The sequence below is a fragment of the Streptacidiphilus jeojiensis genome (assembly GCF_042510965.1).
Lineage (GTDB): Bacteria > Actinomycetota > Actinomycetes > Streptomycetales > Streptomycetaceae > Streptacidiphilus > Streptacidiphilus jeojiensis.
The window spans coordinates 46,891-62,466 of sequence record NZ_JBEUKS010000020.1 but is presented as its reverse complement, the minus strand read 5'-3'; the positions used below and the strand labels follow the sequence as shown (position 1 = coordinate 62,466).

12 protein-coding genes are annotated in these 15,576 nt (G+C 72.3%); 10 read left to right on the top strand and 2 right to left on the bottom strand.

Annotation, left to right across the window (positions count from 1 at the left end):
• Positions 1–55: 55 nt before the first annotated feature.
• Positions 56–1,042, bottom strand: coding sequence for an AAA family ATPase (locus ABUW04_RS37135; RefSeq protein WP_051724775.1), 987 nt, complete (start codon positions 1,040–1,042; stop codon positions 56–58).
• 276 nt (positions 1,043–1,318) lie between these two features.
• Positions 1,319–1,870, bottom strand: coding sequence for a beta-class carbonic anhydrase (locus ABUW04_RS37130; RefSeq protein WP_030248397.1), 552 nt, complete (start codon positions 1,868–1,870; stop codon positions 1,319–1,321).
• Positions 1,871–2,382: 512 nt separating this feature from the next.
• Between ABUW04_RS37130 and rsmH the strand changes: the two genes are divergently transcribed.
• From rsmH to ABUW04_RS37080, 10 genes are all read left to right on the top strand, one after another.
• The gene (rsmH, locus tag ABUW04_RS37125) at positions 2,383–3,318 is read left to right on the top strand and encodes a 16S rRNA (cytosine(1402)-N(4))-methyltransferase RsmH (protein ID WP_030248395.1); all 936 of its coding nucleotides are present in this window, start codon (positions 2,383–2,385) and stop codon (positions 3,316–3,318) included.
• 79 nt (positions 3,319–3,397) lie between these two features.
• Positions 3,398–4,072 (top strand): septum formation initiator family protein, encoded by a 675-nt coding sequence (locus tag ABUW04_RS37120; protein ID WP_380568743.1) that lies wholly within the window; start codon positions 3,398–3,400, stop codon positions 4,070–4,072.
• A 16-nt stretch (positions 4,073–4,088) separates the two neighbouring features.
• On the top strand, positions 4,089–6,077 hold the full coding sequence (locus ABUW04_RS37115; protein WP_380568742.1) for a peptidoglycan D,D-transpeptidase FtsI family protein: 1,989 nt from the start codon (positions 4,089–4,091) through the stop codon (positions 6,075–6,077).
• A 14-nt stretch (positions 6,078–6,091) separates the two neighbouring features.
• Positions 6,092–7,753 carry a UDP-N-acetylmuramoyl-L-alanyl-D-glutamate--2,6-diaminopimelate ligase gene (locus tag ABUW04_RS37110; protein WP_380568741.1) on the top strand — a complete coding sequence of 554 codons (1,662 nt, stop codon included), beginning with the start codon at positions 6,092–6,094 and terminating at the stop codon, positions 7,751–7,753.
• Between the two features lie 7 nt (positions 7,754–7,760).
• Complete coding sequence (locus tag ABUW04_RS37105; protein ID WP_380568740.1) at positions 7,761–9,212, top strand: UDP-N-acetylmuramoyl-tripeptide--D-alanyl-D-alanine ligase; 1,452 nt, start codon at positions 7,761–7,763, stop codon at positions 9,210–9,212.
• 59 nt (positions 9,213–9,271) lie between these two features.
• Complete coding sequence (mraY, locus tag ABUW04_RS37100; RefSeq protein ID WP_030248386.1) at positions 9,272–10,336, top strand: phospho-N-acetylmuramoyl-pentapeptide-transferase; 1,065 nt, start codon at positions 9,272–9,274, stop codon at positions 10,334–10,336.
• Entirely contained in the window at positions 10,333–11,802 is a 1,470-nt protein-coding gene (gene murD, locus ABUW04_RS37095; protein WP_380568739.1) for a UDP-N-acetylmuramoyl-L-alanine--D-glutamate ligase, read from the top strand. Before mraY ends, murD begins: the two co-directional genes overlap by 4 nt.
• A 180-nt stretch (positions 11,803–11,982) precedes the next feature.
• On the top strand, positions 11,983–13,389 hold the full coding sequence (ftsW, locus tag ABUW04_RS37090) for a putative lipid II flippase FtsW (RefSeq protein ID WP_380568806.1): 1,407 nt from the start codon (positions 11,983–11,985) through the stop codon (positions 13,387–13,389).
• Between the two features lie 6 nt (positions 13,390–13,395).
• Positions 13,396–14,490, top strand: coding sequence for an undecaprenyldiphospho-muramoylpentapeptide beta-N-acetylglucosaminyltransferase (murG, locus tag ABUW04_RS37085; protein WP_030248380.1), 1,095 nt, complete (start codon positions 13,396–13,398; stop codon positions 14,488–14,490).
• Positions 14,483–15,280, top strand: a complete 798-nt coding sequence (locus ABUW04_RS37080; RefSeq protein ID WP_380568738.1) for a cell division protein FtsQ/DivIB — start codon at positions 14,483–14,485, stop codon at positions 15,278–15,280. Before murG ends, ABUW04_RS37080 begins: the two co-directional genes overlap by 8 nt.
• Positions 15,281–15,576: the final 296 nt, after the last annotated feature.

Sequence of the window (15,576 nt, the reverse complement as noted above, 5' to 3'; positions counted from 1 at the left end):
CCCTCGGGGAGGCGGCGTCCTCGGCGGCGTCCTGGGCGGTGCGGCGGGCGGCACGTCAGCGCGCCGGGTGCGGGATGGGCAGCTGCAGCACCAGGTCGCGGACGACCTGCTCGGTGGTGCGCCGGCCGAGGACGGTCTCCGCGGTGGGCAGCAGCCGGTGCGCCAGCACCGGGACGGCCAGGGCCTGCAGGTCGTCCGGGATGACGTACTCGCGGCCGTCCAGTGCGGCGGCGGCGCGGGCGGCCCGCAGCAGGTGCAGGGTGGCCCGCGGCGAGGCGCCGAGCCGGAGTTCGGGCGCGGTGCGGGTGGCCGCGACCAGGGCGACGGCGTAGCGGCGCAGCTCGTCGGCGACGTGCACCCGGCGCACCGCGTCGATGGCCTTCACCACGTCGTCGGCGTGGGCGACCGGGCGCAGGTCGGCCAGCGGGGAGGCGCCGCCGTGCACGTCCAGCATCTGCAGCTCGGCGTCGGCGCTGGGGTAGCCGATGGAGATCCGGGCCATGAAGCGGTCGCGCTGGGCCTCGGGGAGGGGGTAGGTGCCCTCCATCTCGATGGGGTTCTGGGTGGCCACGACCATGAACGGGGACGGCAGCGGGTAGCTGGTCCCGTCGACCGTGACCTGGCCCTCCTCCATCGACTCCAGCAGCGCGGACTGGGTCTTCGGCGAGGCGCGGTTGATCTCGTCGCCGACCACGATCTGGGCGAAGATCGCGCCCGGCTTGAACTCGAAGTCCCTGCGGTTCTGGTCGAACACGCTGGTCCCGGTGATGTCCGAGGGCAGCAGGTCGGGAGTGAACTGGATCCGGCGCACGGTGCAGTCCACCGACCGGGCCAGCGCCTTGGCCAGCAGCGTCTTGCCGACGCCGGGCACGTCCTCGATCAGCAGGTGGCCCTCGGCCAGCAGCACGGTGAGGGCCAGCCGCACCGCCTCGGGCTTGCCCTCCAGCACGCTCTCCACGGAGGCGCGGACGCGTTCGACGACGGCGCCCAACTCGGCTGTTCCGAGGCCCTGCGGCACTCCCGCCGCCGCCGAAGGCGGCATCCCCCCGGCCTGGTGGTCCAGACTGGCGTGCTCGTTGAAGGTGGTCACCCGGTTACTCCTTGGCCCGTGTACGGGGCCGCGACCGGGCTGCCGGAATTGCCCCAGCCTCGGTCCTGGCCCCTCCGTGTGCGTCGACACGGCAGATGCATTGTTCCCTGTTCGGACCGACTACGTCACTCGACCGGACGAATAGCAGCTCAATGTTCCCGTTATTCGTCCGTTATGGACCGGTTATCCGACGCCAGGAGGGGCCGTTGACTCTATGTCATGGTTTGGTCAGGGCTGGATCTCGCGCAACAGACCGGTGGTCACGTCGAACACAAAACCCCGGATGTCGTCGCGGTGCAGCAGGAACGGGGAGGTGCGGACCCGGGCCATCGACTGGCGGACGTCCTGCTCCAGGTCGGTGAAGGACTCCAGGGCCCAGGACGGCCTGATGCCGACCTCGTCCTCCAGTTCGCGCCGGAAGTCCTCGGTGAGGCTGAGCAGACCGCAGCCGGTGTGGTGGATCAGCGCTATCGAGCGGGTGCCCAGGGCACGCTGGCTGACGGTGAGTGAGCGGATGGTGTCGTCGGTGACCACGCCGCCCGCGTTGCGGATGACATGGCAGTCGCCCAACTGCAGGCCCAGCGCGGCGTGCACGTCCAGCCGGGCGTCCATGCAGGCCACCACGGCGACGTGCTGGACCGGACGGGCGTCCATGCCGCCGTCGCGGTAGCCGGCGGCGTAGTCGCGGTTGCGGGCGACGAAGCTGTCGATGATCGAGGGGGAGCCGGTCGCGCTGGACGCAGCGGCCTGGGCGGAGGGCAGGTCGGGGGTCGTGGTCATACCTCTGACGTTAGTGGGAACCAGCGGTACCGCCAGCCCCGGACGGGGGCACGGAGCAGCGCTGTGACGCACCGCATACGCGCACGGGCCCGGTCGGCGGTACCCGCCCCGGCTCTGCTCCATTCGCGTGATCTTCCTCCGGGAGGGGTGGTGCGACTGCCGGACATCGGCGTGGCGCGCCCCTCGGCGCCGTTCCGAAATGCAGGCTGACCTGCAGGTTAATCGGCGTGCGCCGGGGGGCGTGCGCCGTCGCATCCGATTGACCGGGGGACGCCGTGGAGTAAAGTGACGCGACGTTCGGCGCAGGGTTCCCACAACGGCGCGGAACGCTCTCCTCACCCGCACGACGCGCACGTACCGGCCCGGCCTCCACCCGCTCCTCACCCGCTGCCGCCCCTTCCCCGGTGGCAGAGGGTTCCTTCCCCAAGGCGAGCGGGCGGGGACCAGGCGGCACGTGCCCCCATGAGAGGTACCCATTGAGCAGCGGCCCGGAGGCCAAGCACGTCCCGGTGATGCTCCAGAGGTGCCTGGACGTCCTCGCCCCGGCACTGACCGCGCCCGGGGCCGTCGTCGTCGACGCCACGCTGGGGCTCGGCGGCCACAGCGAGGCGCTGCTGCGCACCTTCCCGGAGGCCCGGCTGGTCGCCGTGGACCGGGATCCGGCGGCGCTGCGGCTGGCGGGGGAGCGGCTGGCCCCCTTCGGGGAGCGCGCGACCCTGGTGCACGCCGTCTACGACGAGATCCCGCAGGTGCTCGCGGACCTGGGCATTCCCGCTATTGAGGCCGCGCTGTTCGACCTCGGCGTCTCCTCGATGCAGCTGGACGAGGCCGACCGCGGCTTCGCCTACGCCCAGGACGCGCCGCTGGACATGCGGATGGACCAGACGACCGGCATCAGCGCCGCCGAGGTGCTCAACACCTACTCGCACGGCGATCTGGCCCGGATCCTCAAGGTCTACGGCGAGGAGCGGTTCGCCGGGAAGATCGCCTCGGTGATCCTGCGCGAGCGCGAGCGGGAACCGTTCAGCAACAGCGCGCGTCTGGTGGAACTGGTACGCAATGCCATTCCCGCGGCCACCCGCCGCACCGGCGGCAACCCGGCGAAGCGCACCTTCCAGGCCCTGCGGATCGAGGTCAACGGGGAGCTCTCGGTCCTGGAGCGCGCCATCCCCGGCGCGCTGGACGTGCTCGCGGTCGGCGGCCGAATGGCCGTCATGTCGTACCACTCGCTGGAGGACCGGCTGGTCAAGCAGGTCTTCGCGGCGGGGGCGACGGCCACGGCGCCGCCCGGTCTGCCGGTCGTACCGGAGGAGCACCAGCCCCGGCTGAAGCTGCTCACCCGGGGAGCGGAGCAGGCGACGGAACAGGAAATCGCCGAGAACCGCCGCGCCACACCCGTTCGACTGCGCGCGGTGGAGAGAATCAGAGCGTCCGTCAGGCAGGGGTAGCGGCGGGCGGGTCCGACCGGACCGGGCCGGCACGGAGTCGGCGCAGAGGCCGAACGGCGCAGCGAAGGAGCGGATGCAGGTGGCTCTCGGAAGAGTCGCGGGGGGGACCTCCCCGGCACGCCGGCGACCGCGGCCCGGCGCGGGGCGGACCGGGCGCGCAGCCGGCCGGGGCCCGTTCGCGGCGCTGGTCGTGCTGATACTCGCGGGCGGCCTGATCGCGCTGCTGCTGCTCAACACCGCGCTCAACCAGGGCTCCTTCCAGCTCACCAGACTCCAGCAGCAGACCGACAAGCTGACCGACGAGCGGCAGGGCCTGCAGCAGCAGATCGGCGCCTGGTCGGCACCTGACGCCCTGTCGGCACGCGCCCGCAGGCTGGGCATGGTGCCCGGCGGCAACCCGGCCTTCCTGCGGGACGACGGCACGGTGCTCGGCAGCCCGGCCCCGATCGAGGCGGGCGCGGTGCCGCCGGTGGCGCAGCCGACCGCGAGCCCGTCGGCCGGCCCCAGCCCCAGCGCGAAGCCGAGCGCCAAGCCGAGCGCCAGTGCGCATGCGAGTGCGAGCGCCGGCGCCAGTGCGAGTGCGGTGGTGAAGGCCGATGCCAGGACCGCCGCCACCGCGGGCACGACCGCGAGCACGACCGCGGCCGCCACCGCAGGCACGACCGCCTTCAAACCGGGCACACGAACGAGCACAGGCACCGGCGTCAAGCCGGGCGCCACGCCCTCCAGCACGCCGACCGGCACCGCCCACTGACGGGGAGACAGCAGCCATGACCGCCCCCCGCCCACCGCGGCAGCGCCCCCCGCACCAGTCCGCCCGGCCCTCCGGCCGGCCGCAGCCCCGGTCGTCCGGCCGCCCCGCCGCCCGTCCGGCCCCGCGTCCGGCCCGGCTGCGGCTGGCCACCCCCCGGCGCCGGCTGCGGCTGCTGGTGGTCTCCCTCGGCGTGGTGCTCACCCTGTTCGTCGGCCGGCTGGTGCAGCTCCAGTTCGTGGACTCCTCCTCGCTCGCCGCCGCGGCCACCGTGAGCCTCTACCGGACCGACCCGCTGCCGGCCCCGCGCGGCTCGATCACCGACGCCGACGGCCGGGTGCTGGCGACCACCGTCGACGCCTACGACATCACCGCCGACCCCTACATGTTCACGCCCAGCCAGGCCCACATCGACGACGCCCCCGCGCAGGCCGCACAGCTGCTGTCGCCGATCGTCGGGGTGCCGGTGGCGACCCTGACCAAGGCGCTCACCTCCACCGGCAAGGGCGACCGCTACGCGCTGCTGGCCAAGCAGCAGTCGCCGCAGACCTGGAACCAGATCACCGCGCTCCAGACGAAGCTGACGAAGACCGCCTGGAGCGGCCACTGCCTGACCGAGAACAACCTGGCGCTGAAGGCCGGGGACGACGGCCGGGTCGACGACGCCTGCGCCAACGTGCTGAACGGGGTGTTCCACGCCCAGCACGCCAAGCGGGTCTACCCGGACGGCTCGCTGGCCGCCAACGTCATCGGCTTCGTCAACAGCGACGGCGTCGGCAGCGGCGGCCTGGAGCAGCAGTACGACGCGCTGCTGAAGGGCAAGGACGGCAAGGTCACCTACGCCCAGTCCGGCGGCCGGGAGGTGCCCACCGCCGGGCAGCGCGAGACCGCCGCGGTGCCCGGGTCGACGCTGCGGCTCACCCTGGACCGGGACATCCAGTGGGACGCCCAGCAGGCCATCACCGACGAGGTGCAGGCGGCCGGCGCCGAACGCGGCTACGTCATCGTCCAGGACGTCAGCAACGGGAAGATCCTGGCGATGGCGACCTCGCCCGGGTTCGACCCCAACGACCTGGCCCAGGCCGACCCCGCCAACCTGGGCAACGCCGCGCTCCAGGACGCCTACGAGCCGGGCAGCGTCAGCAAGCTGATGACCATGGCGGCGGTGCTGCAGCAGGGCGTGGCCACCCCGCTGACCCACGTCACCGTCCCCGGCACGCTGCCCAGGGCCGACCGGGTGTTCCACGACGACGTGGCCCACGGCACCGAGCAGCTCACCCTGAACGGCGTGCTCGCGCAGTCCTCCAACATCGGCACCATGCTGGCCGCCGAGCACCTGGGCTCCACCCAGAAGCAGGCGGACCAGGTGCTGTACGACTACCTGACCAAGTTCGGCATCGGCCAGCCGACCGGTCTGGGTTTCCCCGGCGAGACCCAGGGCATCCTGGCCCAGCCGAGCAAGTGGTCCGGGTCGCAGCAGTACACCATCCCCTTCGGCCAGGGCCTGTCGGTGAACGCCCTGCAGACCACCTCGGTCTACTCGACCATCGCCAACGGCGGGGTCCGGATCGCCCCCAGCCTGGTCGCCGGGACCACCGGTCCGGACGGACGGTTCGTCCCGGCCGCGGCCCCCAAGGAGACCAGGGTGGTCAGCGAGCAGACCGCGAAGACCCTGTCCCAGATGCTGCAGTCGGTGGTCGCCAGCCAGGAGGGCACCGGGGTGATGGCGCAGATCCCCGGCTACCTGGTGGCCGGCAAGACCGGCACGGCCAACCGGGTCGACCCGGCCACCGGCCGCTACTCGGGCTACACCTCCTCCTTCATCGGCTTCGCGCCCGCGGACAAGCCCAGGGTCACCGTGTCCTGCGTGATCCAGGACCCGGTCAACGGGCACTTCGGCGGTGAGCTCTGCGGACCGGTGTTCAAGCAGGTCATGGAGTTCGCGCTGAAGACCCTCCAGGTGGCGCCGACCGGCGCCGCGGCGGCGAACCTGCCGGTGAACTGGTGAAAGGCAGTGATGGCATGACCCCTCCCACCGATCCCAAGGCTTCGCACGCACCCTCGCTTGGCCCCGGGCGGGGCGGTACCGGTAACCTCACGGCCGTGCACCGAAGTGATCAGGAGACCCCGCCCCCGACGCGTGGAGCAGCGGCACCGCCCCGCCCGGAGGGACTGCCCGCCGTCCCGCTCGCCCAGGTCGCGGCCCTGCTGGGGCTGGACGCCGCGGGTCCCTGGCCCGGCGCGGTCACCGGCATCACCCACGACTCCCGGGCGGTCCGTCCCGGCGACGTCTACGCGGCCCTCCCGGGCGCCAACGCCCACGGCGCGGCCTTCTCCGCGCAGGCGGCCGCCAACGGCGCCGTGGCCCTGCTCACGGACCGCGACGGGGCCGTCCGCGCCGCCGACTGCGGGGTGCCGCTGCTGGTGGTGGACCAGCCCAGGGCCCGGATGGGCGCGCTCGCCGCGGCCCTCTACGGCCGCGCCGCCGAGCGGCTGCTGATGATCGGCATCACCGGCACCAACGGCAAGACCACCACCGCCTACCTGGTCGAGGGCGGGCTGCGCGGCACCGGCCGGGAAACCGGCCTGATCGGCACCGTGGAGATGCGGGTCGGCAGCGAGCGGATCAAGAGCGAGCGGACCACGCCCGAGGCCACCGACCTGCACGCGGTGCTGGCCGTGATGGCCGAACGCGGCGCGGACGCGGTGGTGATGGAGGTCTCCAGCCACGCCCTGGTCTTCGGCCGGGTCGACGGCGTGGTCTACGACGTCGCGGTGTTCAACAACCTGACGCCGGAACACCTGGACTTCCACCCGGACATGGAGGACTACTACCGGGCCAAGGCCGGGCTCTTCACCAAGCGCAGGGCCAAGCTCGGCGTGGTCAACCTGGACGACCGCTACGGCCGCAGGCTGGCCGCCGAGGCGGAGATCCCGGTGGTCACCTACTCGGCCACCGGCGACCCCGACGCCGACTGGCGGGCCGAGGCCGTGCACCTGGGCCCGGCCGGATCGACCTTCCGCGCGGTGGGTCCTGACGGTGCGTCGGTCGACGCCTCGGTGCCGCTGCCGGGTCCCTTCAACGTCGCCAACGCCCTCGCCGCGATCAGCGCCCTGGCATGTGCAGGACTACCGCTGGAGGAGGTCGCCGCCGGCATCGCCGCCGTCCCCGGGGTGCCCGGCCGGATGGAGCGGGTCGACCGGGGCCAGCCCTACGTGGCCGTGGTGGACTACGCCCACAAGCCCGACGCCCTGGAGGCCGCGCTGCGCTCGCTGCGCGAGGTCACCAAGGGGCGGGTGCACGTCGTGGTCGGCTGCGGCGGCGACCGCGACCCCTTCAAGCGCGGGCCGATGGGCGCCATCGCCGCCCGGTTCGCCGACACCGCCATCCTGACCAGCGACAACCCCCGCTCGGAGGATCCACTGGCGATCCTGCACGCCATGCTCGGCGGCGCCGCCGAGGTGCCCGAGGCGGAACGCGGTGCGGTCCTGGTCGAACCCGACCGGGCCCGTGCCATCGCCGCCGCGGTCGCCCTGGCGCACGCCGGCGACTGCATCCTGGTCGCGGGCAAGGGCCATGAGCTCGGCCAGTACGTCCGCGACGAGATCCGACCCTTCGACGACCGTGCCGTGCTGGGCGAGGCGATCCTCGCGTCGCATCGCGACGGCGACGCCAAGGAGTAGAGCCAACGTGATCCCACTGACCCTCGCCGAGGTGGCCCAGGCCACCGGGGGGAAGCTGCACGACGTTCCGGACCCGCAGGCCCGGGTCACCGGCCCGGTGGTCCACGACTCCCGCCAGATCGTCCCGGGCGCGCTGTTCGCGGCCGTGGTCGGCGAACGGGTGGACGGCCACGACTTCGCCGAACGCGCCGTCGCGGAGGGAGCCGTGGCAGTGCTGGCCGCCCGTCCGGTCGGCGTCCCCGCCGTGGTGGTCGACGACGTGGTGCAGGGGCTCAGCCTGCTGGCGCACGCCGTCACCGAGCGCGCCGCCGACACCACCGTGGTCGCGCTGACCGGATCCGCCGGGAAGACCAGCACCAAGGACCTGATCGCCCAACTGCTGGGCGCGCTCGGCCCCACGGTGTACACCGAGGGCTCGTTCAACAACGAGATCGGCCTGCCGCTGACCGCGCTGAAGGTGGCCGACTCCACCCGCTTCCTGGTCCTGGAGATGGGCGCCCGGCACCGGGGCGACATCGCCCACCTGACCGGGATCGTCCGTCCGTCGATCGGCCTGGTGCTGAACGTCGGCACCGCCCACATCGGCGAGTTCGGCAGCCGCGAGGGCATCGCCGAGGCCAAGGGGGAGATGGTCGAGGCGCTGCCGCCCGAGGGCTGTGCGGTGCTGAACGCCGACGATCCGCTGGTGCGGGCCATGGCGTCGCGCACGCGGGCGCGGGTGCTCTACTTCGGCGAGTCCGCCGAGGCGCAGGTCCGGGCCGAGGACGTCCGCCTGGACGCATCGGGTCGTCCGGGGTTCACCCTGGTCACCCCCTCCGGTTCCGCGCCCGTTCAGCTCCGCCTCTACGGTGAGCACCATGTCTCCAACGCCCTCGCCGCCGCGGCCGTGGCCACCGAGTGCGGTATGGACGTGAAGCGGATCGCCGTCGCGCTGGGCGAGGCCGGCAGCCTCTCCCGTTGGCGGATGGAGCTGACGGACCGTCCGGACGGCGTCACGGTGATCAACGACGCCTACAACGCCAACCCCGACTCGATGCGGGCCGCCCTGCGCGCCCTCGCCGCGATCGGTGGCAGAGGGCCCGGTGCCCGCCGTACCTGGGCGGTTCTGGGGGAGATGCGGGAACTCGGCGAGGACTCCCTCGCCGAGCACGACGCGGTGGGCCGGCTGGCGGTTCGGCTGGACATCGCGACCCTGGTGGCTGTCGGCGGCCGGGAAGCGGCCTGCATGGAGCTGGGCGCACGGAACGAAGGTTCATGGGGTGAGGAATCGGTGCTGGTGTCCGATGTGGATGCGGCGATCGCATTGCTGCGCGAGCAGGTCGCGCCGGGGGACGTGGTGCTCGTGAAGGCGTCGCGCTCGGTCGGCCTGGAGCGGGTCGCCGAGGCCCTGCTGGCTGACGGCGTCTTGTCGAGCGGCGTCGGGTCGAACGGCGTCTTGTCGAACGGAGCGGCCGAATGAACCCGACCCTCCTGGACCACGCCGCCACGGTGCAGCTGGCCAGTTCCAGCAGCTCGCCGATGCGTCAGATCCTCTTCGCCGCGGTCTTCGCGCTGGTCCTCTCGCTGGTCGGCACCCCGGTCCTGATCCGCATCCTGGCCAAGCACGGCTACGGCCAGATGATCCGCGACGACGGCCCCAAGGCCCACCACAGCAAGCGCGGCACCCCCACCATGGGTGGCATCGCCTTCATCCTGGCGACCCTGGTCGCCTATGCGCTGACCAAGGTCCTGGTGGGCACCCCGCCGACGGCCTCCGGGCTGCTGGTGCTGTTCCTGATGACCGGGATGGGCCTGGTCGGCTTCCTGGACGACTACATCAAGATCGTCAAGCAGCGCTCGCTGGGCCTGCGGGCCAAGGCCAAGATGGCCGGACAGCTGATCGTCGGCGTGCTCTTCGCCATCGGCGCGCTGAACTTCGCCGACTCGGCCGGGATCCACCCCGCCTCGACCAAGCTCTCCTTCGTCACCGACTTCGGCTGGTCGCTGGGCCCGGTGCTGTTCGCGCTCTGGGCCATCTTCATGATCCTGGCGATGTCCAACGGGGTGAACCTGACGGACGGTCTGGACGGCCTGGCCACCGGCGCCTCGGTGATGGTCTTCGGCGCCTACGTCTTCATCGGCATCTGGGAGTACGGCCAGACCTGCGGCTCCGCTGCCAGTGCCGGACCGCTCTGCTACCAGGTCAGGGACCCGCTGGACCTGGCCGTGGTGGCCGCCGCGCTGATGGGCGCCTGCTTCGGCTTCCTGTGGTGGAACACCTCGCCGGCGAAGATCTTCATGGGCGACACCGGCTCGCTGGCCCTCGGCGGCGCGCTGGCCGGCCTGGCCATCTGCTCGCACACCGAGATGCTGCTGGCGATCCTGGGCGGCCTGTTCGTGCTGATCACCCTGTCGGTGATCATCCAGGTCGGCTCGTTCCGGATGACCGGCAAGCGGGTCTTCAAGATGGCCCCGCTGCAGCACCACTTCGAACTCAAGGGCTGGTCCGAGGTCCTGATCGTGGTCCGCTTCTGGATCATCCAGGGCCTGTGCGTCGCGGTCGGGCTCGGCCTGTTCTACGCGGGCTGGGTGACCGCCACATGACCGACGGCACCCTTGAGCGGACCCCAGAGCGGACCCCCGAGTGGAAGGGCCTGCCGGTCGCCGTGGCCGGCCTGGGCGTCTCCGGAGTGCCCGCGGCCCGGGTGCTGCACGGCCTCGGCGCCCGGGTCACCGTGGTGGACGGCGGGGACGGCCCCCGGCAGCGGGCGCAGGCCGGCGAGCTGCGCGCGCTAGGCGTCGAGGTGCTGCTCGGCGACGGGTCGAGCCTGCCCGAGGGCACCCGACTGGTCGTCACCTCGCCCGGCTGGCCGCCGCACAGCCCGCTCTTCCTGGCCGCGGCCGGGGCCGGGGTGCCGGTCTGGGGCGACGTGGAGCTGGCCTGGCGGCTGCGCAGGCCGCATCCGGCCACCGGCGATCCAGCGCCCTGGCTGGCCGTCACCGGCACCAACGGCAAGACCACCACGGTGCAGATGCTCGCCTCGATCCTGACCGCGGCGGGCCTGCGCACCGCGGCCGTGGGCAATGTCGGGGTGTCCGTCCTGGACGCCGTGCTGGCCGAACAGCCGTACGACGTCCTCGCGGTGGAGCTCTCCAGCTACCAGCTGCACTGGTCGTCCTCGCTGCGTCCGCACTCGGCCGTGGTGCTCAACATCGCGGCCGACCACCTGGACTGGCACGGCTCGATGGAGGCCTACGCCGCCGACAAGGGCCGGATCTACCAGGGCAACAGCGTCGCCTGCGTCTACAACACCGCCGACCCGGCCACCGAGGCGCTGGTCCGCGAGGCCGACGTGGAGGAGGGCTGCCGCGCCATCGGCTTCACCCTCGGCCCGCCGGCCCTCTCCCAGCTCGGCGTGGTGGACGGCCTGCTGGTCGACCGCGCCTTCGTGGCGGACCGTCAGAGGAACGCAGCCGAACTGGCCTCCGTCGAGGACGTCCGCCCCGCGGCCCCGCACAACATCGCCAACGCCCTGGCCGCCGCCGCGCTGGCGCGGGCCTACGGGGTCGAGCCGCGCGCGGTCCGGGACGGCCTGCGGGCCTTCCGTCCGGACGCGCACCGGATCGCCGAGGTGGTCGAAAGCGGCGGGGTGACCTGGATCGACGACTCCAAGGCCACCAACCCCCATGCGGCGGCCGCCTCCCTGGCGGCCTACCCCTCGGTGGTCTGGATCGCCGGCGGCCTGGCCAAGGGCGCCGACATGGACCCGCTGGTGGCCGGTGCCGCCAAGGTGCTGCGCGGCGTGGTGCTGATGGGCGCCGACCGGGCGCTGATCCGGGAGGCGCTGGCGCGACACGCCCCCGAGGTCCCGGTGATCGAGCTCCAGGACGGACAGACTGGTGCCCCGGCCATGGACGCGGCGGTACGCGCAGCTGCCGGGCTCGCCCGTCCCGGCGACACCGTGCTGCTCGCCCCGGCCTGCGCCTCCATGGACATGTTCACCAACTACGGTGAACGCGGCGACCTCTTCGCCGCGGCGGCCCGGGCCGTCGCGCTCGCGGAGGACTGAGAGCGGCCCTCCCCGGCGCAGCCTGAGGGCCGGGGACCGGTAGGCACGGGGACACGGCCCGCGGCGCATGCCGCTGCTGTCACGGCGGGGGTCGCCCCGCGGGAGTATGCGGAGTACTGGAGCAGGGGAGAGGGGGCCACCGTGGCTGATACCACCCCGGATCGCCGCACGGGTGCCGCGATCACGACGCCGGCCACCTCGGGTTCACGTGGGGGTGCGGGGGGTCGCCCCCCGGGAAACCGGAGTAAGGCACGACCCGCCGCCCGGCCGGCCAGGCCGGGAGCGACCTCGGTCGCGGTGTTCCGCTCCAAGAGCCGCTTCACCGGCCCCGGCACCGCGCTGGGACGCTTCCAGCGGGGCCTGGAACGGCCGCTGACGCCGTACTACCTGATCCTGGGCTCCTCGGCGCTGATCCTGGTGCTCGGTCTGGTGATGGTGTTCTCCGCCTCCCAGATCGAGGCCAGGACCCTCGGCCTGTCCTTCACCTTCTTCTTCACCAAGCAGCTCACCGCCGTGGTCCTGGGCAGCGGGCTGATGTACGTCGCCGCCCGGCTGCCGGTGCGGCTGCACCGGGCGCTGGCCTATCCGCTGCTGATCGCGGTGCTCGGACTGCTGCTGCTGGTCGCGGTGCCGGGGGTGGGCAAGGCCGTCAACGGCAACCAGAACTGGATCAGCCTCGGCGGCTCGTTCCAGATCCAGCCGTCCGAGTTCGCCAAGCTCGCCCTGGTGCTCTGGGGCGCCGACCTGCTGGCCCGCAAGCAGCAGATGAAGATGCTGGACCAGTGGAAGCACCTGCTGATCCCGCTGGTGCCGATGGCGGTGCTGCTGCTGACCCTGGTGCTGGCCGGCGGTGACATGGGCACCGCGATGATCATCTGCGCACTGATGTTCGGCCTGCTCTGGATCTCCGGGGCGCCGATGCGGTTGTTCGGCGGGGCCGCCGCCGTCGCCCTGGGCTTCAGCACGCTGCTGATCGCCCTGGTGCCGCACCGTCTTGGCCGGATCCAGTGCATCGGGGCCACCAGTGTCCCCTCGGACGGCTCCTGTTGGCAGGCCGTTCAGGGAGTGTACGCACTGGCGGGCGGCGGTCTGACCGGCCGCGGACTGGGTGCCAGCGTCGAGAAATGGGGTCAACTCCCGGAGCCGCACACGGACTTCATCTTCGCCGTGACCGGGGAGGAGCTGGGTCTGCTGGGGACGCTGTCGGTACTCGCCCTCTTCGCGGCACTAGGGTATGCGGGTATCCGCGTGGCCGGACGCACGAGGGACCCCTTCATCAGGTACGCAGCGGGAGGCGCCACCACCTGGATCATGGCCCAGGCCATGATCAACATTGGTGCGGTGCTGGGACTCCTTCCCATCGCGGGAGTCCCGCTCCCGATGTTCTCCTACGGGGGTTCGGCGTTGCTGCCGACCATGTTCGCGGTGGGGATGCTGCTCTGCTTCGCACGCAGCGAACCCGCCGCCAGGGCTGCTCTGGCCGCCCGGAGCAAGCGGACACGCAAGAACGCCCTGGGCAGACTCATCGGTCTGCCCCAACGGACCATCGCGCGGCTCGGGAAGGCCCGGCAGCGCAGGGAGCGGTGAATTTCGGTGCATGTCGTACTCGCCGGCGGGGGGACCGCCGGTCACATCGAGCCCGCGCTCGCCCTTGCGGACGCACTGCGCAGGAACGACCCCACGATCGGGATCACGGCGCTGGGCACGGAACGCGGCCTGGAGACCAGACTGGTCCCGGAACGCGGCTACGAACTGGCACTGATCCCCGCCGTACCGCTGCCGCGCAAGCCGACCCCGGAGCTGATCACCGTTCCGGGCCGGCTGCGCGGGACGGTCAAGGCGGTGCAGGACATCCTGGAGCGCACCAAGGCCGACGCGGTGGTCGGCTTCGGCGGCTACGTCGCCATGCCGGCCTATCTCGCGGCCAAGCGGGCCCGGGTCCCGATCGTGGTGCACGAGGCCAACGCCCGTCCCGGGCTGGCCAACAAGGTCGGCGCCCGCTACAGCGACTTCGTCGCCGTCAGCACCCCGGACAGCAAGCTGCGGGACTCCCGCTACATCGGCATCCCGCTGCGCCGCACCATCGCCACCCTGGACCGCAACGCGGCCCGCCCCGAGGCCCGCGCCTACTTCGGCCTGGACCAGCGGCTGCCCACGCTGCTGGTCTCCGGCGGCTCCCAGGGCGCGCGCCGCCTCAACGAGACCGTCCAGGCCATCGCGCCGCGGCTGCAGCAGTACGGGGTGCAGATCCTGCACGCCGTAGGCCCCAAGAACGAACTGCCCGCCATCGACGACATCCCGGGCATGCCGCCCTACCGGGTGCTGCCCTACGTCGACCGGATGGACCTCGCCTACGCCGCGGCCGACATGATGCTCTGCCGGGCCGGGGCGATGACCGTGGCCGAGCTCTCGGCGGTCGGACTGCCCGGCGCCTACGTCCCGCTGCCGATCGGCAACGGCGAGCAGCGGCTCAACGCCCAGCCGGTGGTGCGGGCCGGCGGCGGGCTGCTGGTGGACGACGCCGAGCTGACCCCGGACTGGGTGATCGCCAACCTGCTGCCGGTGCTGACGGACCCGCAGCGGCTGTGGGACATGAGCCGGGCGGCTGCCGAGTTCGGCCGCCGCGACGCCGACGAACTGCTGGTGGGCATGGTCTACGAGGCCATCGCCGCGCACCGCCGTGCCTGACGCCCCCTCGGCCCCCTCGGCCGAGGAGCAGCTGGAAGCCGCCGGGGCCGAGGAGGCCCCGGCGGCACCGCCGCGTGTCCCGCTACGGCTGTCCCGGCGCGGCTTCGTCGTGCTGGGCGCGCTGCTGGCGGCGGTGCTGGGCACGGTCTGCTGGCTGGTCTGGTTCTCCTCGGTGCTGGACGTGCGGACCGTCGAGGTCTCCGGCACCCGGGTGCTGACCGCGGATCAGGTGCTGGCGGCGGCCTCGGTCCCGCTCGGCGGACCGCTGGAGCGGCTGGACACCGGCGCGGTGCGGGCCAGGGTGCTCAGGGCGCTGCCCAGGGCCGCCGACGCGCAGGTCAGCACCTCGCTGCCGCACACCGTGCGGATCCGGGTCACCGAGCGGCAGGCGATCGCCGCGATCGCCGGTTCCGGCGGCGTCTACACCCAGGTCGACGCGTCCGGGGTGCGCTTCGCCACCGGTCGCCAGGTCCCGAGCGGCGTGCCGGTGGTCGAACTGTCGCTCTCCGCCGCGGGCCGCGGCGCGCTCGCCGTCTTCCCCGAACAGGCCCTGGTCGCCGCGGCGGTGGATGTCGCCAAAGCGCTTCCGGCAGCGGTTTCCAAGCAGACCAGGTCGGTCGTCGTGCATTCGTACGACGATCTGGAACTGCAACTCGCGGACGGTTCCAAGGTGCTGTGGGGAAGTTCTGAACAGGACCAGCGAAAAGCCGTGGTGCTCACCGCGTTGCTCCGGCAGAAGGGCACGTCGTACGACGTCAGCGCCCCCGACGACCCCGCAGTGCGGCATTGAGTCGGGTAACGTCACAGCGGCGCGGTGTTGACGGACTGCCAGTTCCTCCCCGAATCTGGGTGGCCACCCCGGGTGAAAGTCCGGCACATTGATCACATAGCATCACAAGAAAAAAGCGCAGGCTCGGCGTGTCCGTTGAACGGGCAGGCTCGGAGACCTAGTGTCCTGTGACAGTAGATGATGGAAGAGTGACAGAGCATTAACCCTAAACCTCAGGTTCAGGGTTCGGGTCAGGGCCTCGCGTTCAGAGTTCCCGCCCCTTCGGCACCGTACATCCGAGGCGAGAGGCCTTCGAC